The organism is Streptococcus sp. F2 (assembly GCF_056500955.1).
Window position 1 is genome coordinate 1 of sequence record NZ_JBWKAI010000026.1, and the last position, 23,789, is coordinate 23,789.

The 23,789-nt window shown below is 35.4% G+C and carries 25 protein-coding genes and 1 pseudogene; 20 read left to right on the top strand and 6 right to left on the bottom strand.

The genetic code is table 11. From position 1 onward, the window contains the following. Nucleotides 1–316 precede the first annotated feature (316 nt). The 15 genes from pnp (at nt 317) to rpsI (ending at nt 12,775) form a co-directional block, all read left to right on the top strand. Nucleotides 317–2,461 carry a polyribonucleotide nucleotidyltransferase gene (pnp, locus tag ACYTR8_RS08120; protein ID WP_479641982.1) on the top strand — a complete coding sequence of 715 codons (2,145 nt, stop codon included), beginning with the start codon at nt 317–319 and terminating at the stop codon, nt 2,459–2,461. Continuing rightward, nucleotides 2,454–3,206, top strand: a complete 753-nt coding sequence (locus tag ACYTR8_RS08125) for an SseB family protein (RefSeq protein WP_111715045.1) — start codon at nt 2,454–2,456, stop codon at nt 3,204–3,206. Before pnp ends, ACYTR8_RS08125 begins: the two co-directional genes overlap by 8 nt. Before the next feature lie 8 nt (nt 3,207–3,214). Further along, a complete protein-coding gene (cysE, locus tag ACYTR8_RS08130) occupies nt 3,215–3,799 on the top strand; it encodes a serine O-acetyltransferase (RefSeq protein WP_269759988.1) in 585 nt (194 codons plus the stop codon). A 249-nt stretch (nt 3,800–4,048) separates the two neighbouring features. Beyond that, complete coding sequence (locus ACYTR8_RS08135; protein ID WP_269759989.1) at nt 4,049–4,279, top strand: hypothetical protein; 231 nt, start codon at nt 4,049–4,051, stop codon at nt 4,277–4,279. A gap of 27 nt (nt 4,280–4,306) precedes the next feature. Next, entirely contained in the window at nt 4,307–5,650 is a 1,344-nt protein-coding gene (gene cysS, locus ACYTR8_RS08140; protein WP_479641983.1) for a cysteine--tRNA ligase, read from the top strand. Beyond that, the gene (locus ACYTR8_RS08145; protein ID WP_003061211.1) at nt 5,643–6,044 is read left to right on the top strand and encodes a Mini-ribonuclease 3; all 402 of its coding nucleotides are present in this window, start codon (nt 5,643–5,645) and stop codon (nt 6,042–6,044) included. Before cysS ends, ACYTR8_RS08145 begins: the two co-directional genes overlap by 8 nt. Nucleotides 6,045–6,160: 116 nt before the next feature. Beyond that, complete coding sequence (locus ACYTR8_RS08150) at nt 6,161–7,192, top strand: FUSC family protein (protein WP_269759991.1); 1,032 nt, start codon at nt 6,161–6,163, stop codon at nt 7,190–7,192. Between the two features lie 410 nt (nt 7,193–7,602). Further along, nucleotides 7,603–8,388, top strand: coding sequence for a hypothetical protein (locus ACYTR8_RS08155; protein ID WP_479641984.1), 786 nt, complete (start codon nt 7,603–7,605; stop codon nt 8,386–8,388). Nucleotides 8,389–8,435: 47 nt separating this feature from the next. Beyond that, entirely contained in the window at nt 8,436–9,182 is a 747-nt protein-coding gene (gene rlmB, locus ACYTR8_RS08160; protein ID WP_479641985.1) for a 23S rRNA (guanosine(2251)-2'-O)-methyltransferase RlmB, read from the top strand. A gap of 3 nt (nt 9,183–9,185) precedes the next feature. Continuing rightward, entirely contained in the window at nt 9,186–9,704 is a 519-nt protein-coding gene (locus ACYTR8_RS08165; protein WP_003049554.1) for an NYN domain-containing protein, read from the top strand. Nucleotides 9,705–9,802: 98 nt separating this feature from the next. After that, the gene (locus ACYTR8_RS08170; protein WP_479641986.1) at nt 9,803–10,663 is read left to right on the top strand and encodes a DegV family protein; all 861 of its coding nucleotides are present in this window, start codon (nt 9,803–9,805) and stop codon (nt 10,661–10,663) included. 135 nt (nt 10,664–10,798) lie between these two features. Next, nucleotides 10,799–11,497: a hypothetical protein gene (locus ACYTR8_RS08175; protein WP_479641987.1), complete on the top strand. Its 699-nt coding sequence runs from the start codon at nt 10,799–10,801 to the stop codon at nt 11,495–11,497. Continuing rightward, nucleotides 11,494–11,700, top strand: coding sequence for a helix-turn-helix transcriptional regulator (locus ACYTR8_RS08180; RefSeq protein WP_011285176.1), 207 nt, complete (start codon nt 11,494–11,496; stop codon nt 11,698–11,700). The genes ACYTR8_RS08175 and ACYTR8_RS08180 overlap by 4 nt, the downstream gene beginning before the upstream one ends. A gap of 215 nt (nt 11,701–11,915) precedes the next feature. Next, nucleotides 11,916–12,362 (top strand): 50S ribosomal protein L13, encoded by a 447-nt coding sequence (gene rplM, locus ACYTR8_RS08185; RefSeq protein WP_002982710.1) that lies wholly within the window; start codon nt 11,916–11,918, stop codon nt 12,360–12,362. A 20-nt stretch (nt 12,363–12,382) separates the two neighbouring features. Further along, nucleotides 12,383–12,775 carry a 30S ribosomal protein S9 gene (gene rpsI / locus ACYTR8_RS08190; protein ID WP_002982716.1) on the top strand — a complete coding sequence of 131 codons (393 nt, stop codon included), beginning with the start codon at nt 12,383–12,385 and terminating at the stop codon, nt 12,773–12,775. 107 nt (nt 12,776–12,882) lie between these two features. Here the strand turns inward: rpsI and ACYTR8_RS08195 are convergent, their stop codons facing one another. From ACYTR8_RS08195 to ACYTR8_RS08220, 6 genes are all read right to left on the bottom strand, one after another. After that, nucleotides 12,883–14,103, bottom strand: a complete 1,221-nt coding sequence (locus tag ACYTR8_RS08195) for a tyrosine-type recombinase/integrase (RefSeq protein WP_479641988.1) — start codon at nt 14,101–14,103, stop codon at nt 12,883–12,885. Nucleotides 14,104–14,163: 60 nt separating this feature from the next. Then, complete coding sequence (locus ACYTR8_RS08200; protein ID WP_001196072.1) at nt 14,164–14,424, bottom strand: helix-turn-helix domain-containing protein; 261 nt, start codon at nt 14,422–14,424, stop codon at nt 14,164–14,166. A gap of 11 nt (nt 14,425–14,435) precedes the next feature. Then, nucleotides 14,436–15,182 carry a rolling circle replication-associated protein gene (locus tag ACYTR8_RS08205; RefSeq protein ID WP_000966632.1) on the bottom strand — a complete coding sequence of 249 codons (747 nt, stop codon included), beginning with the start codon at nt 15,180–15,182 and terminating at the stop codon, nt 14,436–14,438. A gap of 185 nt (nt 15,183–15,367) precedes the next feature. Beyond that, nucleotides 15,368–16,087: a type IV secretory system conjugative DNA transfer family protein gene (locus tag ACYTR8_RS08210; RefSeq protein WP_017645450.1), complete on the bottom strand. Its 720-nt coding sequence runs from the start codon at nt 16,085–16,087 to the stop codon at nt 15,368–15,370. Between the two features lie 51 nt (nt 16,088–16,138). Then, nucleotides 16,139–16,672 (bottom strand): hypothetical protein, encoded by a 534-nt coding sequence (locus ACYTR8_RS08215; protein ID WP_479641989.1) that lies wholly within the window; start codon nt 16,670–16,672, stop codon nt 16,139–16,141. Further along, the gene (locus tag ACYTR8_RS08220; protein WP_001187920.1) at nt 16,672–17,010 is read right to left on the bottom strand and encodes a hypothetical protein; all 339 of its coding nucleotides are present in this window, start codon (nt 17,008–17,010) and stop codon (nt 16,672–16,674) included. The genes ACYTR8_RS08215 and ACYTR8_RS08220 overlap by 1 nt, the downstream gene beginning before the upstream one ends. 182 nt (nt 17,011–17,192) lie before the next feature. On the opposite strand from ACYTR8_RS08220, the gene ACYTR8_RS08225 reads away from it, so the two are divergent. The 5 genes and pseudogenes from ACYTR8_RS08225 to ACYTR8_RS08245 form a co-directional block, all read left to right on the top strand. Continuing rightward, nucleotides 17,193–18,122 carry a helix-turn-helix transcriptional regulator gene (locus tag ACYTR8_RS08225; RefSeq protein ID WP_479641990.1) on the top strand — a complete coding sequence of 310 codons (930 nt, stop codon included), beginning with the start codon at nt 17,193–17,195 and terminating at the stop codon, nt 18,120–18,122. 22 nt (nt 18,123–18,144) lie between these two features. Further along, nucleotides 18,145–18,384: a DUF7226 domain-containing protein gene (locus ACYTR8_RS08230; RefSeq protein ID WP_479641991.1), complete on the top strand. Its 240-nt coding sequence runs from the start codon at nt 18,145–18,147 to the stop codon at nt 18,382–18,384. 145 nt (nt 18,385–18,529) lie between these two features. Beyond that, complete coding sequence (locus ACYTR8_RS08235) at nt 18,530–20,431, top strand: site-specific DNA-methyltransferase (protein ID WP_247205530.1); 1,902 nt, start codon at nt 18,530–18,532, stop codon at nt 20,429–20,431. Beyond that, nucleotides 20,415–23,123: a DEAD/DEAH box helicase family protein gene (locus ACYTR8_RS08240; protein ID WP_247205531.1), complete on the top strand. Its 2,709-nt coding sequence runs from the start codon at nt 20,415–20,417 to the stop codon at nt 23,121–23,123. Before ACYTR8_RS08235 ends, ACYTR8_RS08240 begins: the two co-directional genes overlap by 17 nt. Nucleotides 23,124–23,632: 509 nt before the next feature. After that, nucleotides 23,633–23,743 (top strand): annotated as a pseudogene (locus ACYTR8_RS08245) (IS30 family transposase); the annotation flags it as partial. Between the last annotated feature and the right edge of the window lie 46 nt (nt 23,744–23,789).

Below are 23,789 nucleotides of genomic sequence, written 5' to 3' on the forward strand. Positions count from 1 at the left end.
AAAGATTATTTAGTCCAATTATTTGGAGAAAGAGGCTAAGCAGATGATTGATTTAAAAAGGAATCTTTTCAAAATTGATGTCCGGGCACAAAAGGATGAAGAGAAAGTTTTCATGCGTACGGCGTGAAGAGATTGCGATCTGACAGTGAAATTTCTGCTATTTTATGGTAAAATGTAGCAGATACGTCGTTTGATACAAAGAGGAGCTTGTGACAAGCCTGACAGGTTGCTTTTTGTAGCAAAACAACGTATAACAATTGAATTTAAGCAGAAGTCAATGACCATATTGACTTTCTGAGGACTAAAAGGAGAATATATGTCAAAACAAACCTTTACAACAACATTTGCAGGGAAACCCCTTGTTGTTGAAGTTGGTCAAGTCGCTAAGCAAGCCAACGGGGCAGCCGTTGTTCGTTACGGAGAATCAACCGTTCTGACCGCAGCTGTTATGTCTAAGAAAATGGCAACGGGTGATTTCTTCCCTCTTCAAGTTAATTACGAAGAAAAAATGTATGCCGCTGGTAAATTCCCAGGAGGTTTCATGAAACGTGAGGGACGCCCTTCAACAGATGCGACCTTGACAGCTCGCTTGATCGACCGCCCGATTCGTCCAATGTTTGCCGAAGGTTTCCGTAACGAAGTACAAGTGATTAACACTGTCCTTTCTTATGATGAAAATGCTAGCGCTCCAATGGCAGCGATGTTTGGCTCATCTCTGGCCTTGTCAATCTCAGATATTCCATTTAATGGACCGATTGCAGGTGTTCAAGTTGGCTATATTGATGGCGAGTTCATCATTAACCCAGATAAAGAACAAATGGAGGCGTCGCTCTTAGAATTAACCGTCGCTGGTAGTAAAGAAGCTATCAACATGGTTGAATCTGGTGCCAAAGAATTATCAGAAGACATCATGCTTGAGGCTCTTGTAAAAGGTCACCAAGCTATTCAAGAATTAATTACCTTCCAAGAACAAATCGTAGCCGCTGTTGGTAAAGAAAAAGCCGAAGTTGAACTGTTACAGGTTGATGCAGACTTACAAGCTGATATTGTAGCTAAATACAATGTCCAGTTGCAAAAAGCTGTTCAAGTTGAAGAGAAAAAAGCACGTGAAGCAGCCACAGAAGCCGTTAAAGAAATGGTTAAGGCTGAATACGAAGAGCGTTACGCAGAAGACGAAAACCTAGCAACCATTATGCGTTACGTGGCAGAAATCCTTGAACAAATGGAGCACGCTGAAGTACGTCGCCTCATTACAGAGGACAAGATTCGTCCTGATGGTCGTAAGATTGACGAAATTCGTCCGCTTGATGCTGTGGTTGACTTCTTGTCAAAAGTACATGGATCAGGTCTCTTTACACGTGGTCAAACTCAGGCGCTATCAGTTTTGACTTTGGCACCAATGGGAGAAACTCAAATCATTGATGGTCTGGCCCCAGAGTACAAAAAACGCTTTTTGCATCACTACAATTTCCCACAATATTCAGTTGGTGAAACTGGTCGTTACGGAGCCGCAGGTCGTCGTGAAATTGGACACGGTGCCTTAGGTGAACGCGCTCTCGAACAAGTCTTGCCAAGCTTAGAAGAATTTCCTTATGCCATTCGTTTAGTTGCCGAAGTTCTAGAATCTAACGGTTCGTCTTCTCAGGCTTCTATCTGTGCTGGTACCCTTGCCTTAATGGCTGGTGGTGTGCCGATTAAGGCGCCTGTCGCAGGGATTGCCATGGGTCTCATTTCCGATGGGACAAATTATACTGTCTTGACTGACATTCAGGGTCTTGAAGACCACTTTGGAGATATGGACTTTAAAGTGGCAGGAACTCGTGAAGGGATTACAGCCCTTCAAATGGATATTAAGATTGCAGGGATCACCCCTCAAATCCTAGAAGAAGCTCTTGCACAAGCTAAAAAAGCTCGCTTTGAAATCCTTGATGTGATTGAAGAAACTATCGCTGAACCACGTCCTGAGTTAGCACCAACTGCACCGAAAATTGACACCATCAAGATTGACGTGGATAAAATCAAAGTGGTTATTGGTAAAGGTGGCGAAACCATTGATAAGATTATTGCCGAAACGGGTGTCAAAATTGATATTGATGACGAAGGAAATGTCTCTATCTACTCAAGTGACCAAGCTGCCATTAACCGCACTAAAGAAATCATCGCTGGCCTAGTTCGTGAAGCTAAGGTAGGCGAAGTTTACCATGCTAAGGTTGTCCGTATTGAGAAATTTGGTGCCTTTGTCAACCTCTTTGACAAGACAGATGCTCTTGTTCACATTTCTGAAATTGCTTGGACGAGAACAACCAACGTGTCAGATGTTCTCGAAGTGGGTGAAGAAGTTGATGTTAAGGTCATTAAGATTGATGAGAAAGGTCGTGTGGATGCCTCAATGAAGGCCTTGATCCCACGCCCACCAAAACCAGAGAAAAAAGAAATGAAAAAAGAAGAAAATCATGACTAAACTCAATGAATTAGATGTTCGGTTAAGAGCCTTTATCAATGCGCCTGATAATTTTTTGGATAGTGTTGCCCTTGTCAACGCCTTCCATAATTTCCCCGTCTGGGCTACTAAAGAACCCTACGTTATAGAGGTCGAAGGTGTCAAGGTTACCCCTGTTTTTACCGATAAGGAAGATATGGCCCTCTTTAAAGAGGAACAAAAGAGTGCTCAAGGTCAGTATTGGTTGGAGCGCTCTGCACTTGCAGTGCTAGAAGAGGTCATTACATCTGGTGCGGCTGGATTGGCTTTTAACCTTAAGAAAAAGGGAGATTTTGGGAACTCCACCATTTTCAAAAGCAGTGACATGATTCAATTTATGAACCATTACACTACGGTGTTAAATGCACTTATGAGTGATGACAATGTGGCGGCAGATACGATGGACAAGGTCTACCTTGTTCCTGCCTTTGTCTATCCTAAAGATGATAACCATTACGATCGCCTTTTTCCTACCATGTCAACTCCTGAAGGGAAAAGCTATGTTCCTGCCTTTTCGAATCTACAAAGCTTTGCTAAGTGGTACAACCAAGATGACTTTGGCGGTCTCTTTAGAAAAGCTGAAGGGGTTATTCTTACCTGGACAATTGACGATATTTACCAACCGAGAAATGGTGAGAATGACCTTGATGAGACTTTCGGAGTTGCTATCAACCCCTTTGATGACCAGCAAATTCTTGTTGATTGGTCAGATTTAGATCAAGCATAGGAGTCGCTATGGGTTGGTGGAAAGAAAGTATTGCTATCGTTAAGGCTCTGGACCCGGCTGCTCGTAGCAGCCTTGAAGTCATCCTTACTTACCCAGGCATCAAAGCTTTGGCTGCCCACCGCCTATCGCACTTTTTGTGGCAGCACCATTTTAAATTATTAGCCAGGATGCACAGTCAATTCTGGCGGTTTTGGACACAGATTGAAATTCATCCCGGGGCACAGATTGCCCCTGGTGTTTTCATTGACCATGGTGCAGGACTTGTCATTGGTGAGACAGCTATCGTTGAAAAAGGCGTGATGCTTTATCATGGGGTGACCCTAGGTGGAACCGGAAAAGACCGTGGGAAACGCCACCCGACTGTTCGCCAAGGAGCCTTAATTTCGGCTCATGCCCAGGTTATTGGGCCTATTGAAATTGGAGCTAATGCTAAAGTTGGAGCAGCAGCTGTGGTGTTGTCAGACGTTCCTGAAGATGTCACAGTTGTAGGTGTGCCAGCTAAAATTGTTCGTGTCCACGGTCAAAAAGATAGTCTCCAAATCCAGAGTTTACAAGAACAACGAGAAGCCTCTTACTACTCGTCAAAGTTATAGGTCAATTAAAAAAGACAGCTGATGACTGATGTGCAGAAGAATTTTTTAAACTTGCTAATGCTCTTGCATGCCTTAAAATTTTGGGGGATTCCTTGCTGAGTGAGAGTGGGATTTGGCTAATGCTATCAGTCGGAGGATTTATTATCACTGTCTGGGAACTTTACAAAAATAGCAAAGAAGTCCGTTAAGCTTAGTTAATTGGACTGACCTTCACAGCTTGTGAAGGTTTTTCGTTAATAAAGGAGCATCATGAAAAAAGTAACAGTTGGCATCTATGTCATCCTTGGTTTATCTATACTTGTGGCTAGTATTACGCTAATAGCCGGACTTGTCTTTTTGTTGAGACAAGAAATGGTTAAAGCAGTTGTTTACTTTATTTTGACTTTGTTCTGGCTCATCGGTCTTGCCATTAATATGAAACTATTACAAAAGTGGAATACCATTTCAGAAAAAGACTCAAATTACCAAGATGAGGACTAACGCCACACCATTGAATAAGGAGTTTACATGATCAAAATTTATGATACCATGACCCGTTCGCTCCGCGAGTTTGTGCCCTTGACTGAAAATACAGTCAATATGTACGTTTGTGGACCAACAGTCTATAATTATATTCATATTGGAAATGCCAGATCAGCGGTCGCTTTTGACACAATTCGACGTTATTTTGAGTATGCTGGCTATAAGGTCAATTACATTTCCAATTTTACGGATGTGGATGATAAAATCATCAAAGCAGCTGCTCAAGCAGGTGTTTCTCCAAAAGAGTTGTCAGATCGCTTTATTGCAGCTTTTATGGAAGATACCAAGGCGCTTGGTGTTAAACCAGCTACGCAAAATCCGCGTGTTATGGATTATATGACTGAAATCATTTCATTTGTCCAAGTACTTATCGAAAAAGGCTTTGCTTACGAAGTAGCTGGTGATGTGTATTTTCGGGTAGAAAAGTCAGAGCATTATGCCCAACTAGCTAATAAAACCCTCTCAGAACTGGAAGTTGGAGCAAGCGGTCGGACAGATGCTGAGACAAGTTTGAAAGAAAACCCATTAGATTTTGCCCTCTGGAAATCAGCCAAGACAGGTGAGGTTTCATGGGATAGCCCCTGGGGATCTGGTCGTCCAGGCTGGCATATTGAATGTTCTGTGATGGCTACTGAAATTCTTGGTGACACCATCGATATTCATGGTGGTGGCGCTGATTTGGAATTTCCTCATCATACCAATGAAATTGCTCAATCTGAGGCCAAAACAGGCAAGACTTTTGCTAACTATTGGATGCATAACGGGTTTGTCAATGTCGATAATGAAAAAATGTCCAAGTCACTAGGTAATTTTGTGACCGTTCATGACATGTTACAAACCGTTGATGGTCAGGTTTTACGCTTTTTCCTTGCCACACAACAGTACCGAAAACCAATTAATTTCACAGATAAGGCTATTCGTGATGCGGAAGTCAATCTCAAATACCTCAAAAACACTTTCCAACAGCCTCTGACAGAAACGGCAGATGAGCAAGAGCTAAAACGCTTTGTCACAGCTTTCCAAGACGCTATGGACGATGATTTTAACACAGCAAATGGTATTACCGTAGTGTTTGACATGGCTAAGTGGATTAATTCTGGTTCTTACACTGGAATGGTTAAAGAAGCGTTTGAAAAAATCTTAGCCGTATTTGGGATTGTTTTTGAAGAAGAGGTTCTGGATGCTGACATTGAAGCTTTGATTGCCAAGCGACAAGAGGCCCGCACAAACCGTGATTTTGCCACAGCTGATGCTATCCGAGATCAGTTAGCAGCTCAAGGCATCAAGTTGCTAGATACCAAAGATGGTGTGAGGTGGACACGTGACTAATCCAGTTGATGTGAATTTGATCAATGGCATTGCCCTAGCCTTTGAGGGGGATGCGGTTTATTCCTACTATATTCGCCGCCATTTGATTTTTCAAGGCAAAACGAAACCTAGCCAACTACACCATTTAGCAACGAGATACGTTTCTGCAAAGGCACAAGCTAATCTGATTCAGGCTATGTTAGAAGCGCAGCTATTGACCGAAAAAGAAGAAGACATTTACAGACGTGGTCGCAACACCAACAGTCACACCAAAGCTAAAAATGCGGACGTGGTGACTTATCGGATGTCAACAGGATTTGAGGCCGTCATGGGCTATCTTGATATGACTGACCAAAAGGCTCGTTTAGAAGAATTGATTACATGGTGTATCACCTATGTGGAAAAGAATGCATAACCATGCGCGAGAGTTCTCCTAGGAGGCTCTCTTTCATTGTTTCAAAATAATCGTGTATGCCATTTTTGCTAGTGGCATAGAACTAATGATGATGACATAATATTGAGGAGGATTTAATGCAAGCTAGCTATTTAAAACCAATAGGAGCAGCCCTGTCAACAGGAATTGTCATGATGATTGCGGTGCTGATACATAATTTAACGCTAGGGACATTAGGAGTACTGGGAGCTTTTGCCTTTTTAGCTTTTCAAGACCGCTCGGTTTACTATAATGTCAAAGCTATTTCCTTACATGGATTGGCTTTATTAATAGCGTTTCTCTTAGGAGCAAGTACAGCTTATTCCCCAAGGTTACTGCCTTTTGTCACAGCTAGTTTGTCATTTGGGGCTTTTTTAATCACTAAACTTTACCGGATTCCTAAGCCAGATTATTTTTTTGTGTTAATGGTTTTTGCTACGGGTTACAATTTTCAAAAACCTCTTCATGGGATTCTAACCTATCATGTTTGGGGACTTCTTCTGGGAGTAGTGGTTTCCGTTATAGTAGGTGTTGAAATTTCACGACTGTTAAACTTACCATTTTCCTTGTGGCCTTACGTCCCAAAAAGACTAACGTTAAAGCAGCGCTACCAATTCATGTTAACCAAGGACCCCACAGTTTTAGTAAAGGCTAGTCATTTTTCCAGCATTTTATTTGTCACCAGTTATATTGCCTACCTGTTAATTGATAAAGGAGGTTATTGGGTCTTAATTTCTTCAGCAGCTGTCTTGTCTGGTGAGCATCTAGAACACATCAAAAAAAGAACAATCGGACGTGTTCTAGGAACGATAGTCGGTATTGTGATTGGACTAGGTATTATCCAGCTTCATGTCAGTATTACTTATCTGATTTTACTGCTAGTCCTCTTTAATTTTTTAACCGAATACTATATGCCCAGACAGTATACGATTGCTAATTTCTTTACCAATCCTCAAGTGATTATTTTAATGGCGCTGTCGAATTATTTTAGACATTCTGTCTTAACCATTCGCTTTTTAGGTGTGTTCATAGGCAGTTTACTGACGCTTTTTATTATTCTTATTTTGGAATACGCCCTTCAAAGCATGACTGACCACAAAGCAACCATTAAAGAATGCGTTGACGACTAAAGAAAAGCTCTTTAAAGGAGATTCAGACTGAAGAAAAAGTCTACTCTCTTCAAAGTTATTATTTTTTATGATACTTGACTTAGGTAGCACGGACGGTAGCAACGCCTTACTAGATTTTTAACCTAGGTCTTAAAATTTCCGAACGCCAGAAATGTCATGTTTCTGGCGTTTTTGATTGGGCGTAACGTATGAGTTTGGATCCGCTTATGCCTCATAGAATGCAAACAGTGATACTATTTTTTGAGGACATGATAGACAAATTCTCTTAGAGGAACTTACTGACTTTTTAAAGAAATAATTGTAATATATTTGAAATATTTTTAACAAAAAAGACACAAAACTATTGCAAAAATTTTCGAATAGATTATAATGAAAGAGTAAAAAAACGAAACACAGAGGAGGCCCCTGTTATGACATCTATAAAAAAATCACTTGGATTAATCTCAACCACATTACTTATAGCTTCTGTTTTATCTGTGAGCTCACCTTATGCTGTCCATGCAGAGGACAGTCAACCAGACAAGGTGACCGCAGAAACCAAAACTAATCAGGTTAATGTAGACGCAAGTATGCGTGGAAATGAACCGTATATTGACGCAACTATTGCGACCGAGCAACCGGTTAGTCAATCTGCTCAAGCAACTGTTATGCTTCAAGATGCCAATGGCAATACCATTACCAGCTGGGTTTATACCATGACACCAGGACAACGTCGATTTACAGCTTGGTTTGATTTAACTGGTCTAAAAAGCAATGATTACCGTGTTGCGGTGAGTGTTCAGGACAAGGAAGCGGTGGCTAGTGGTCAATCGACAGCTGTTCATTTTGATCAGACTAAAGCTAAAAAATCCCCAACAAGTAATGACAAAAAGACCACAACACCCAACCAAAACAGCCAGTCTACTGCTAGCACTACAACTGATGGGCAGCAGTCAAACTTGGCTTCAGGGACAAATGGCAATGCTAACCAGCAAATAACAAGAACAACCCAAGGGAATACTTCTCAAAAAACAGCATCTGCTAAGGTTACTTCAGGTGCTCACGAAGATAAAAACCAAGGCACTAAAATGTTAGCAGACCGAGAAGAAGAGAAGACGGAACCTAAAAAAGGATTTCCTTGGCTTTTATCAGGTTTAGTGACAGTCGTTGCTTTGAGCTTGTTTCTTGTTATCCAAAAAGTCGCTAAGCGAAAATAAATGAGCTGACACATCTATTTTGAGGCATCCGTGGTATAATAAGAACTATGAAAGATAAAGATACTATTGAAACAAACGACATCGTTTATGGTGTCCATGCTGTGACGGAAAGTCTCCATGCTAATACAGGAAACAAACTCTATATCCAAGAGGATTTAAGAGGAAAAAACGTTGATAACATCAAGCGTTTAGCCACTGAGAAGAAGGTGTCTATTTCCTGGACCCCTAAGAAAACCTTATCAGAAATGACAGAAGGAGCAGTTCATCAAGGTTTTGTTCTTAGAGTATCAGCCTTTGCTTATACCGAGTTAGATGTGATTTTAGAAAAAGGAGAGCAAGAAGACAACCCTTTGATTTTGATTTTAGATGGTTTGACAGACCCTCATAATTTAGGGTCTATTCTGCGAACAGCTGACGCGACCAATGTGTGTGGGGTGATTATACCTAAACATCGTGCCGTCGGCGTCACACCGGTTGTTTCAAAAACGTCAACAGGAGCTGTGGAGCATGTTCCGATTGCCCGTGTAACTAATCTCAGTCAAACGCTGGATAAGCTGAAAGCAAAAGGATTCTGGACATTTGGTACAGACATGAATGGAACACCCTCGCATCGTTGGAATACCAGCGGGAAGTTAGCCCTGATTATTGGAAATGAAGGGAAAGGGATTTCGGCCAACATTAAAAAACAGGTTGATGAGATGATTACGATTCCGATGAACGGTCATGTACAAAGCCTAAATGCTAGTGTCGCGGCAGCTATTTTGATGTATGAAGTTTTCCGTAATAGACTATAACTAATGAAAAAACGTATTTTGTTAGTTGATGGTTATAATATGATTGCTTTTTGGCAATCTACACGTCAACTATTTAAAACCAATCAGCTAGATCAGGCACGTAACATACTTTTAACAAAACTTAACCATTATGCCCATTTTGAGAATATTAACATTATTTGTGTTTTTGATGCTCAATATGTGCCAGGATTGAGACAGCGTTACGACCAATACAAAATCTCCGTTGTGTTTACCGAAGAAGAAGAAACGGCTGATGCTTACATTGAACGCATGGCTGCAGAGTTAAACACTGCGATTCACTTAGTAGAAGTGGCAACCAGTGATTTGAATGAACAGTGGACCATTTTCTCCCAAGGTGCCCTGCGGGTAACTGCTAGAGAGTTAGAGCAAAGGGTTAATACGGTCAAAGCTGATTTAGATAAAATGGCTCAGGCAATTGACTTAAAAACACCCAAACTGAGACCATTTGATCAAAGTCAAATGAATCAATTAAAAGACTTCATGACGCATTTAGAGGATTGATAGTTTTATACTCGCCAAGTGCGAGTTTTTTTGATAGAATAAGGCGATAATAATTTGATGTTCAAATTAAATAAGAACATCTAATGAGGAGAGACGCCATGACTTTTACTTTAATGACAGATTCCACTGCGGATTTGTGCCCTTCTTGGGCGGACGACCATAATATAGTTCTTATGGGATTAACCATTACATGTGATGGTAAGGTCTATGAAACGGTAGGGCCAGATCGCCTTAGGAGCGATTCTCTCTTGGAAAAAATGAAAGCAGGTAGTCATCCTCAAACCAGTCAAATTAATGTGGGAGAATTTGAGGCAGTTTTCAGAGAGCATGCGAAGCATCAAAAGCCTCTTTTGTATTTAGCTTTTTCATCAGTCCTTTCAGGAACCTATCACAGTGCTATGATGGCTCGTGATATGGTGTTAGAAGATTATCCAGATGCCGTGATAGAAGTTGTTGACACTTTGGCTGCTTCAGGCGGTGAAGGTTATTTAACGATTCTAGCTGCGGAAGCTAGAGATAGTGGCAAAACGATTAGCGAAACCAAAGTGCTTATTGAAGATATCTTACCTCGACTACGCACTTATTTCTTGGTAGATGATCTCTTTCATTTGATGCGCGGTGGACGGTTATCAAAAAGTTCTGCTTTTCTAGGTAGCTTGGCCAGCATCAAGCCTCTCTTGTGGATTGATGCACAAGGGAAATTAGTTCCTATCGCAAAGATTCGAGGCCGTCAAAAAGCCATCAAAGAAATGGTAGCGCAGGTGGAAAAAGATATTGCGGATTCGACGGTGATTGTGTCTTACACCAGTGGACAAGAGGGTGCTGAGAAGTTACGAGAGCAACTTCTAGCACGTGAGGCTATTAGCGACATACTTATGATGCCTCTGGGACCAGTGATTTCAGCTCATGTTGGACCTAACACCTTGGCGGTTTTTGTTATTGGGCAGAATCCCCGTTAATCAGTTATGAGGATTGAAGAGAAATCATCAATCCTTTTTTTTATAGTTAAATCAATCGTAGTGTAAAATATATTTGACAAAAAGATAAAAATAATTTATAATTTGTCATATAAAGCTTTAAAGGAGAAGTGAACCATGCTTGATAGCAAACAAAATGTAGTGAAGTCACAATGGGTGTTTATGATCATAACAGCAGTGCTGGATTTGGTTGTGTTAGTGGCGACACTGTTGGCTAAAACCAGTTTTCAACGTTACCTATTTGGAGGCGCAGCACTTGTGTTGACTAGCCTTCTCATATTATTGATCTGGGGATTAAAGACAGCGAAAAAGCTCCAAACGAGAATAGATAGTAAAGAAGTACTAGATGCTAAGGTAAGAAACGATCAGAAGCTGCCCAAATATGATGAACGCCAAAAACAGATTCTTCTCAAAGGATACACTATTGGATTTTGGTTTATGATTGTGGTTGCCTGGTTGTCAATCTTTATTAGCCGCTTTTCAGAGGAATTGGTATCTGCAAGTTTCCTTTTTACGTTGACTCTCTGGGGAGGGTTGGCAGTTCAAACGACATATTGTAACCTCAACGGAGCATCCCCATTTGTGGATAGGCGCTTTGGAAAACACGGAATACTAATGGGAATGATAGCAACAGGAATGAGCTTAGTCGTTATAGGCTTGGCAGTAAGAGAGATGATGACAGGACCGCTTAAAATGGGAAGCTTTTTCAAGGTTGGCGGCAGTGGGTCTCTGATGGTGTTAGGAATAACGCTTCTTAGTATGGGAGCTAGTATTCTCTATCGTCATTATCTGGATGCTAAAGAGGCAGATGAATGAAGAACCTCAAATTAAAAGCAGCGCGTGCAGGCAAGGATTTGTCTCAACAAGCTCTAGCAGATTTAGTAGGCGTCTCCAGGCAAACGATTGCCGCTGTTGAAAAAGGTGATTACAACCCAACGATTAATCTTTGCATTGCCATTTGTCGAGTGCTTGATAAGACCTTAGATGACCTTTTTTGGGAGGTTGATGATTCCCATTAACATCAGTAGAGCAGCTCTGCCATTCCCCAAAAATGAAAAAAAATAATCCAATAAAAATAGCTAAAGCACTTGACTAGAGCCTGTTAAGTTTGATATTATAGTAGGCGGTATTGTTTACCCCATTTGAAAGGCCCCGGAACCTTCCAAATACCTTCGATGGGACGGAACACCCATCACCCTGTAAACAAATATTACGAATTCGTATAGGAGAAATCATGAACAAAACAACTTTCATGGCTAAACCAGGCCAAGTTGAACGCAAATGGTACGTTGTTGACGCAACTGATGTGCCACTTGGACGTCTTTCTGCAGTAGTTGCTAGCGTACTTCGCGGAAAAAACAAACCAACTTTCACACCACACACTGATACAGGTGACTTCGTTATCGTTATCAACGCTGAAAAAGTTAAATTAACTGGTAAAAAAGCGACTGATAAAGTTTACTACACTCACTCAATGTACCCAGGTGGTTTGAAATCAATCACTGCTGGTGAACTTCGCTCTAAAAACGCAGTTCGCTTGATTGAAAAATCAGTTAAAGGCATGCTTCCACATAACACTCTTGGACGTGCACAAGGTATGAAATTGAAAGTCTTCGTTGGCGGTGAGCACACTCACGCAGCACAACAACCAGAAGTACTTGACATCTCAGGACTTATCTAAGAGGAAAGGAGCATTAAATAATGGCACAAGCACAATATGCAGGTACTGGCCGTCGTAAAAACGCTGTTGCACGCGTTCGTTTGGTTCCAGGTACTGGTAAAATCACTGTTAACAAAAAAGATGTAGAAGAATACATCCCACATGCTGACCTACGTTTGATCATCAACCAACCTTTTGCAGTTACATCAACTGAAGGTTCATACGACGTTTTCGTAAACGTTGTTGGTGGTGGTTACGGTGGACAATCAGGTGCGATCCGTCATGGTATCGCTCGTGCGCTTCTTCAAGTAGACCCAGACTTCCGCGATTCATTGAAACGCGCTGGCCTTCTTACACGTGACGCACGTATGGTTGAACGTAAAAAACCAGGTCTTAAGAAAGCACGTAAAGCAAGTCAGTTCTCAAAACGTTAATATACACTTATATATCAACATTTGGAAACACTTCATGGTTCACACCATGGGGTGTTTTTTTGTAAATATTTATGATTTTTCACACCATTTTTCCCCCAAAATTCACACTATTCGTTTTTTAAATTTCTAAAGGCTATTTCACCAACAGTCATAGGAACTATGTTTGATGTATTAACATATGTTTTAGTAATTAAGGTATCACTATGCGTTAAAGCTTGAGAAATGTCCTCCAAGGATGTTCCAGCTTGTTTAGCAAGTGTTGCTCCAGTATGCCTTAATTTGTGTGGAGTAGCATGCTTTAGCTCAGGATGTCTTCTATTAACTGATTTCATCTTATTATTTAAGTAATCAGTATGAAGAGGACTATTTAAGTTTCCTTTGGTATCTATATAAGTAAAAACATATTGATCATTTGTTTGACTAATTCCAAGTTTACTGAGTTCCAATTTTTGTTGATTTTTCCAAGAAATAAGTAGTTCCTGTAATTCAAGAGGGATATTAAAGGTGGTTTTTTTATTTCCTTTTGTAGCTTTTTTGTTTTTGTATTTATCTAGGGCTTGTACTAGTTGAATTTGACGACTATTAAAGTCGATATGTTTCCACTGTAAAGCATAAGTTTCCGATTTCCTATCTCCAAGGAAAAAGGTTGTATAAAATAAAACATAATCCTTAAAAAGAATTTTATTATTTAAAAGATCTTCTTCAAACGCTTTAAACCATTCTAATAGTTCTTTTTGAGATAAAAATAAGTCTGAATCTTCTTTTGATTCTTGTAACATTATTTTTTTAGTAGCCTTTATTCTCTTAATTGTCTTTGAAACCCGATTTGCTTCAATATATTCAAGTTCTTCAGCCCAGTCAAATATTGAATTGACATAACTTCTTATTACTTTGAAATTCGCATATTCTTCTGCTTTTTTAGTTAATAGATTAAGTACTACTTGTTTGTTCTGATTCAAAAAGTTTATTGAATAATTACCCAACAATGGCAAAATATGAAGTCTAAAAACAATTTCAGTATTATCTATTGTAACTTTTGATGGTGGTTTATTTGTAGTAGTGGTTTGACCAGATTTATAAGAATTCCACCAAATATTTTTGTAGAATTCTGAGAATAATATATCACCAGTATCATGAATATTTTGAAACGAACCATTGAGTGCATTATCAATTTTATTTTGAAGTTCTAATTCATATTTCTTTGCATCACTTCTTAATTTAAACCTTTTTTCTATTAATTTTTTATCAATACCGAGTGATTTTTTTGCTTCTTCTGGTATATATACTCTCAGGCGATAAGTGCCATTCTTGGTTTTTGTAATTGTCATATTACTGTCCTTTTTACCTTTACTAAAAACCATGGTCATTTAAAGAACCATGGTAGAATTTTAGTGGCTTTGTAGCCAACTATTTATTGCATTTTTATCAAATCTAATTGTTTTTCCTATTTTAATTACAGGTAAACCCAACTTAATCCATGAGTCTAGAGTATTATTTGAAATACCTAAATACTGACAAGTTTGGAGTTTATTCAAATATGGTTTTTCAAGACCAATATCAGTTTTAAATTGTTGTATTTCTGACTTGATAACATTTGAAACTAATAATTGAATTTCTTTAACTTGTTCATCAGGTAAAATAACTTGCATAGTATGTTCTTTCAAATTTTAACTTTCCGGTATTTAACTTTATTTTCAATCCATTCACCATCCTTATATTTTTTTGAGATGTATTCGGATTGATTTACAATAAACTTGTCAGATACAAGGTCATCAATAGAATCATCATCTAATAGTTTTGTCATAAATGGTTGTTTCAGATTATTAGAAGAATAATATGATTTTTTCCCTTTATTTTCAATTAGTTCTTGCCCTATACCTTTTTCCATATATTTTGTGATATATCTTCCCCTATTATCTATAGAGTCAACATTCACTTTATTAATTCTAATACTTCCAAGTTTCCATAATTCTCGAAGTTTTTCAAACTTTATGAATGGGAGATTGAAAACTAAAATATGAGCATGATAAGCACCTCGTTTTTGTTTTTCCAAAACTGCAACATACTTAATCATTTTTTTCTTGGAGTGAAAAACATTATAGTTTAATCGTTTCATAAATTTATCAAATTCTTGGTTAAAAATTTTTCGATCCTGAATATTTTCTTTAGTCGTTATTGTAATAAATTTCGTTAATCGTTCGTCAAAATTTGTGTCTATTAATCTCATCAACTCATGTTTTGCATTTTTTCGTGATTTAACTAATCGTTTTAACTTATCAATATCATCAATTTTTTTATTTGTTTTACTTGAAGTCTTTTTCTTTGTAAATCCTATTTTTATTGGAGTTCCATATTCCCATATTTCGAGATAAGAAGGAGTTTGTACAATCTTTTTATTGTATAACATATTGTCCTAATTTCTCGTAATGTTTGCCTATATAATAAATAAAGGCAATAGTGCTACGCACTATTGGAAGTCCCTAATTTGTATAGAATCGGCTCTGCCTAAAACCACTCCGTTTTCGTCAACGAGGTTGACGAATTTTTTCTATACAGATAAGGGACTGTTATTGTGCGATAATTATTACTTAATTATTCTTTATAAACCTTAGGAGGATTATTCAATAGATTTTTAAAAATTTGTTTAATATCCATCTTCGAACTATCCATATATGGTGCAATAAATGCTTTAGGCGTTTGCCATCCCTGACCGTCTAGATAAATATATCCTTTTCCAACACCTTTTTCAGCTCTAGGTAATTTTTTAAAAGATTCTCCTAGAGCCATTCTATAGGATTCTTCTTGAACTTTTCCAAATATGACTCTTAGTCCACAATTTTCTCGGATTACTGTATTTAAAACGTCAGCACTCAGCCTTTGTGAAGAAATGATAATGTAAATACCAGATTGTCTACCCTTTAAAATAATTTGTTTGAGGTATTGTTCTGCCTCTTTTCCTAATTTTTTATCTTCTTCGATTAGGGATAGTACCTCATCAAAAAAAATAAAAATTGGACGTAAACCTAATTTTTGTGCATCAAAGCCAAGGGTGCTTGAAGAAATTTGAAAGTATTTTTCATATCTATCATTCATTAATTCAGTTAATTCTCTTAAAACTTTGCATATAGAATTTGGCGTTGTTGCAACGTGTGATTCTCTTTCTGATTCAGGATAGCAATATTTGAGAGAGGAAAAATCACTACGTTTTGGATCAAGGATATAAATATCTGCTCCTATTTCTGCAACACTCAACATTAAATAGTATAGAAAAAATGTTTTTCCACTTGAGCGAGGTCCACTTACTTGTCCCATAGGATCCAGATGCCAAAACCATTTTTTTCTTTATCTAATTGTATAAAAGGTTCACCATTTTTCACTAACATCGATTCTATTTCCCCCATTGTTTTTAGAAAGAACATATAATGTAAAATTAGGCTTACTATCGTCTACTTCTTCAACGTATAAGTTTAATGCAGTTTCTAAAATTGGTTGAAGTTCATTCATTTTATTAGCAACACTTAAACCATTTGGATGGAACTCTAAAAATAATTTACTATTCTTTTTATAAAAAAGAAAATACGAAGATTTTGATATCTCTCTTACATGCTCATTTTTTGAATAAAAGTTATTATTATATATTATTTGTTTTAATTTCGATTTCAAAGAGTACTGCTTTTTTAAAAATAAGATTATTGAAAATAATATTGAAACAATTAAAAATACAATTGACCAAAATAAAAAGTTATTAAAGTTATCATTAGTATTTGAACCGTTTAGTATTTTATATATTTGAGTAATTAACGTGTAACTAATTAATGGAATCATTCCAAGTAAGACTGGAATCAAATAAACAAATTTGGAAAGTGGAATAATATGTATTATTGCTTTATGTTTCATTATTCATTTCCTTTAGCAGATTTATTTATTATTGAGACATCTTCAGCAGCAAAAGTAAATTGACTGTTATAAATCCCTATTCTTAAATTTTTAAAATTGACTTGCTTGCCTTTTAAATTTGCTAACTCATGTACTGATAAGTTAGGACTAGTATTTCTCACTTTAACTTGAATCAAATCTAGAAAAACTGGTGAATTTTCATCTTGAAGTGAAACCATCAATTTTATTCCATCCTTTTCTGAGGTGTTAAATTTAACGCTATCTTCATATGAAATTGCGATAAATTTATTCCCTAATATTGAAATTGAAGCATCTAAAAATTGTTTTGTTTGTTGCATGGAACAAACCTCCTTGTATGTTATAATAAAGAATAAGAGAATTTTCTTTTGTATCTTTTTAAAAAGATACAAATTAAATAAAAAAATAAAACTTACCTTCACAAGAAGAATTATACAATGTATCACAAATAAAGTCAACATTTTACATAAAAAAAGATACAAAAATTGATTGGATAAAACAAATGGATACTCAAACGAAAATAAGATTAGGTAAAAAAATACATGACTTAAGAAAATTAAATAATTACTCAATGGAAGAGTTTGGAGAAAGAATTGGTGTTTCTAGGGGTGTTGTAAATAACTATGAGAAAGGCAGAGTTGCACCAAGGCCTAAAATCCAGAAAAAAATTCTATCATTGACTGATAAACCAGACCAAGATTTAACTGAGTTTATCTTTGGAACACCAAGAGAATACTTATTTGAAATATTTGAAGGAATAGATTCATTGAGTAATCCTTTTATTAGATCAGGTAGTAGTTATCCAGTTGGAACAGTTAGAGATTATCCAGAAGTTATTAATATACTTTCAAAAATGTTAATAAGTGGAAAATTAATATATGGCCATGATTCAGATATTATACGGAAAGCATATGAATTAGAGCCTAAGTTAGCTAATGATTGGAAATTTGCTGAACTATATAAAAAATATAACTTAGAACCGTTTAAATTTAAGATAGAGGAGAATGAAAATTATAGAGAAATTTTATTACCTTATCTAGACAAACATCTTTCAGCGATAAATGATAGTGATGAATTTGACCTAATATCCTCTACAATTGTAAGTTTAATTAGTATGGACGAATATAATCGCTCAATAAAAAAAGCTCAAGAAATGAATAGATTACTAATTCCAAAATATGGTAAAGAAAATGAAAAAATAGATTTATTAAAATATTTTTCAAAAGATGAGCTAAAAGATAAGTCTAGTTCAAAAAAAGAAGTTTTAGAACATTATTTGGATGATTTTGGTAATAAATTATTTTGGTTTATTAAATTTTTTGACAGTCAATTTGCTTTAAATTTTGAAGAGATTTTTCGATATTATGAAAAAGAAAAATATGATATTGAACAAAAGTATCAGAATATTTTTGATGAACAAAAAGAAAAGTGAAGCATAAAAAATTTTGTATAGTTTGTTAAAATATTATTTTAATGCTGGGAAGTATCTTGGATTACTTAAAAAGTTCAGAAAAGATAAAATAATTCATTTTAAATATACAGAGCAAGGATTAAGGGCTTTTAGGTACAATTATAAGAATAGGCAGTTACTATTAATCAGTTTAATAATGGTTCATCAATTATATTATGATTTGTTTGCATGGAAAATAGAAAAAATAAAATTACCAAGTAATCATAAAGTAATAGAATTATAGTTGAAACATGATGTATATAAAGAAAGTATTGCTTGAAGAAGAACTATTATTTGACAAATGCGAGTGGGGAGTAAATGTCAAGTGAATTATTATCTGGTAAGCATAGACAATACTATAAATTGAAACATAAAATAGGAGTGAATGTATGGAAACGCAAATTTTGAATAGTTTACATTCTGTATTGAAACAATTTGGTAATAAATATTATACAGGAAGTTATTTAAATAAATCTAAAGTAATTGAGGATATTGACAAATATGATGAAGAATTAATTTTAGCAATGTTGAATGCGCCTTTAATTAAAAAGCATTACTTTAAAAAAATCGATGAATACACGATATTTGAAACCAATAAATTGATTGAGACATTCGAAATGAATGACTATTGGATGGATTCACATACAAAATATACTAAGAGAATAGGATTAACTTCTAATGGGAAGTTTTTAGATGAATCATCCGATATAGTGCTTGATTTTCCATATAAGGACACAGTTCTAAAGGCAGGAATGACAAAGGAAGATATTGAAAAAGATGATTTGAAGCCTGATGAGCCTTTTTATAACGAGGTAATTGCTTCCGAAGAAATTGACATCATGTTAGATAAAAAAATTTTAATTAATGCAAAAAGGTATGATGTAGAGGGAGAACATGAAATTACTAATTTTGATGATAAGGATAATTTAATCATTAAAGGAAATAATTTATTAGCATTACATACTTTGAAGGATAAGTATGCTGGAAAAGTAAAGTTGATTTATATTGATCCACCATATAACACTGGAAATGATTCATTTATGTATAATGATAGATTTAACCATTCAACATGGTTGAATTTTATTTATAATAGATTATCTATAGCTAATGAGTTATTAAGTGAAGTGGGATCAATTTGGTTAAATATTGATGATGATGAGTCACACTATTTAAAAGTCCTCTGCGATGAATTATTTGGTAGAGAGAACTTTATAGGAAATATCATATGGGAAAAGAAATTTTCCCCTCAAAATGATGCGACTTTCTTTTCTGATATGCACGATCATATACTTGTATATTGTAAAAATATAGATAAATTCAAAATAAACTTGTTGGCGAGAACTGAAAAAATGAATGAAAGATATAAAAATCCGGATAATGATCCGAGAGGTCCATGGTCATCTTCAGATTTAACAGTTCGGACTTATTCAAAAGAATACGATTATCCTATTGAAACACCGTCAGGAAAAATAATAAATCCACCCAAAGGTAGATGTTGGAGAACTTCAAAAGAAAATTTAAGTAAATTAATATCACAAAATAGAATTTGGTTTGGAGAATCAGGAGATAACGTTCCTAGGCTAAAGAGATTTTTAACTGATGTAAAACAAGGACTAACTCCTGGAACTATTTGGAAACATCAAGAAGTTTCACACAATCAAGAAGCTAGAAAAGAGATTTCTAGATTATTTGAAGATACTGAGTATGATTTTTCCACACCTAAACCAGAAAAGTTACTTCAAAGAATTATTCATATAGGCTCCAATGAAGGAGATTTAGTTCTCGACTTTTTCATGGGTTCAGCAACCACCCAAGCTGTCGCTATGAAGATGAATCGTCGATTTATTGGAATTGAACAAATGGACTATATTAATACCGTATCTGTACCCCGCCTTCAAAAAGTTATTGAAGGAGAGCAAGGGGGTATTTCTAAAGCTGTTGATTGGCATGGGGGCGGTTCATTTATTTATACCGAATTAATGGAGAAGAGTCAAGGTTATATAAATCAAATATATAAAGCAATTGATAGCGAAAGTTTATTCAAGATTTATAATCTAATGCTAAAGAATGTAGATATAAATTTCAAAGTAGATTTACAAGAATTAGAGGATATTCTAGAGAAAGAACCATTATTAGATGAACAGAAAAAATTGTTATTGAAAATAATTGATAAGAATCAACTCTATTATAATTATTCTGAAATTGATGATGTGAATGTCCGTGATTTAATTTCAGATACTGATTACTCATTTAATCAGTCATTCTATAAGGAGGATGATTTCATTGGTTAAGAAATCAAGTTTACCTCTATTAGATGCATTGATGGCATATGATGGAACTTTAGAAGAACGAACGATAAATTATCAAACCCCACAGTATATATATGATAATATGAAACATCATTTTAGATATTATCAAGATAAGGCACTACATTATTTTCACTTTTCATTAAATTATAATGAGTTTAAATACTTGCAATCAAATCATGTTCTATTCAACATGGCAACAGGATCTGGGAAAACTGATCTAATGGCAGGTATAATCTTATATTTGTTTAAAGAGAAGGGGTATCAAAGATTTCTATTTACGGTAAATACAAACTCAGTCCTACAAAAAACCATTGATAATTTAACGGATATTAGCTCCATAAAAAATTTATTCAACCATCCCATTGAAATTGAAAGCAATCGAATTCGTATTGAACAAGTAAAACAGTTTCCAAAGATATCTAAAGAAAATGTTATTTACATAAAGTTAGATACAATTCAAGGTATTGCAAGTGATTTATTTACTGAAAAAGAAAATACTATGGGATTGACAGAATATAAGGAAAATAAAACGGTTATTTTAGCGGATGAAGCCCATCATTATTCAGCTAGTACAAAGAAAGAAAAAGATGATGAACGTTCTTGGGAAAGAACGATTGAGTTGATACTGGAATCAAATGTTGAGAATCGATTATTAGAGTTTACGGCAACTATTGATTTAGAGAACAAACACGTCTATGAGAAATATAAAGATAAAATAATATTTCGTTATTCGCTGGACAAGTATATACTTGATGGATATTCAAAGAACATTCGAAGGATTCAATCCAGCAACAAAGATATAGATAATATGATGGATGTTATTTTGTTAAGCGAGTATAGAAGGTTGTATGCTAAACAAATGTATAATGTTGAAATTAAGCCGGTTATATTATTTAAATCTCCGAAAATAATTGATTCTAATCAAGCCGAAAGTAAATTTTTAAATCTAATTGAAAACCTAAATCCACAACAAATAGAGTCGTTTATTAGATTGAGATTTAATGAAAAGTCAGAAGAACAGAGTGAAACTCTGTATAGAACATATAGTTACTATTTGAACAACGTTAATAACTTACCTGAAATTGTTAGAGAAATGAAACGTCAATTTTCTAATAACCGAATCATTAATGCCAATGATACTGATCGTGGGAACATGTTAGAGAAAGGTTATTATGAAGTATTAAATACATTAGAAAATCCTTCAAACTTATACAGAGTCGTTTTTGCTGTCGCGAAATTAACTGAAGGATGGGATGTGCTAAACCTTTATGATATTGTACGTATTTCTGATACTGATAATGCTAAGGGGAATAAAGTATCAACCATGGCAGAAGCACAACTTATAGGACGTGGAGCTAGATATAATCCTTTTAGATTGAATGGTGAAATTTCACATAAAAGACGTTTCGAAGCTGGCGGTGCTGATAGTTTATTACTTGAAACATTGCACTACCATACTATTAATGAACCACAATATCTAAAAAATCTGGTGGAGTCATTGAATGAAATGAATTTACCAACTGGGGAAGATAAGAAAAATCCGTTGATTGACGTTAAAGTAAAGCCTTCATTCAAAAAAACAGATATTTGGAAGAGTGGATTGATATTTTATAATGAACGGGTTATAGTATCTGATGATCATTATGACAATTTATCAAAATATGGTGTAGACAATCGTTCAGATATTATTGTTAATTGGCAATTTAATACAAAGGAATATAATTACGACTCTAATAAGGTTCAAGATGATTTTTCTGATACATTCCAAAAAGTAATTCAATTAGATTCAAGATTAGTTATGAAAGCTTTTAATCGAAATTCATTTTATCATTTTGATCATTTAAAAAAGTATATACCAGTATTAAAATCGAGAAAAGAATTCTTGAATGAATCATGGTTAAACTTAAATAATAGAACCATCTATGCTGTAATACCTAAAAGTATGGGAAGCAAAGACCTTAGTCCAGAATCGAAACTAGAGATATTTGAGATTTATTTAAGGCAGGTGGAGCAACAGATCAGGCATGGTTATCGTAAAGAAATTGGAACCAATAAATTTATAGGATATCCAATACGAGAATATATAACTGATTATAAGAAACGTCAACCGAATTATGATACTGGACGGATGAATTTATTTGGTATGAAAGTTTTTCAGTATGTAAGTAGACAAGATTATATTAATGAAGATTTCTTCGTATATGATTCAGCATTTATAAATCAAACAGAGCAACAATTGGTAGCTCGAATCAAAGAACGAATTGCAGTACTAACTGAAAAGTATAGTGAAGTATATTTAGTACGTATGGATGAAAATATGCATCGTGAGTCTGTAAAAAGCGACAAATTGAAGTTGCATCAATTTGATAGAGATACCAACGATATTCATTTCGAAGCATTTCAACCTGATTTTATCTTATTACTTGCCAACTCAGATTATTATTTACAGATATTTATCGAACCAAAAGGTATCAAACTTTTAGAGAGTGAGCAGTGGAAAGAAGATTTATTAATGTATATTAACGATCATGAATCCGATTTAGTGTTCGAGGAAGAAGTAGATGGCGTGAAGATTAAAGGATTGAAGTTCTATACTATCAATGATGGACGAGGAGCTATTGAGCAATTAGGTGAGATAGCATTAGGTGAAAAGTTTAGTGGTTTGAGTCTTTAAATTTAATGTGAAAGTCAAATTGATTAGAAGAAAAGAAATATTTACGAGAATATTATCACCTACCACTTCTTTTAAGTGGACTTTAAAGAGTCAAGCTAAAATACTTGAATTAAGGGGAGTTATACAGATTCTTTCAGATAAAGTTTCAAAATCAACAATAATTGAATTTAAATAGTAGTGTGAACATTTTGGTAAATTGCTAGCTCTATTTAAATAACTTAGTGAAATATTCACACCATTCAACTGAATCTAGTTGAAACTTATTAAAATTTATATTAACTAAAATTCTAAAAAACATTGGTGTTAAGGAGTTTGGCAATTTATTCAAACTAATACTTTTCAAACCAGGTCTTAAAAAAGCCCGCAAGGCATCACAATTCTCAAAACGTTAATATTCAGTTATATCAACGTTTATGGACATTCAGGATTTTTATCCTGGGTGTCTTTTTTTTGCTTAAAATTTCAAAATTTCCCTGAAAATTTCCCTGAGATTTCCCTTATTGCTTTGTAACCGCCCAATAACAAGATTGTTACCAAAAGGTACTAAGAAAGCGACCCAGAAACAGGTCGCTTTCATTGAAAATTGGATAAATAACTATCCTAAAAAAATATTAGACTAGAAATCTCCCAAGGAGTTTCTACGAGCTTGCTAACTTGGAATTGAAA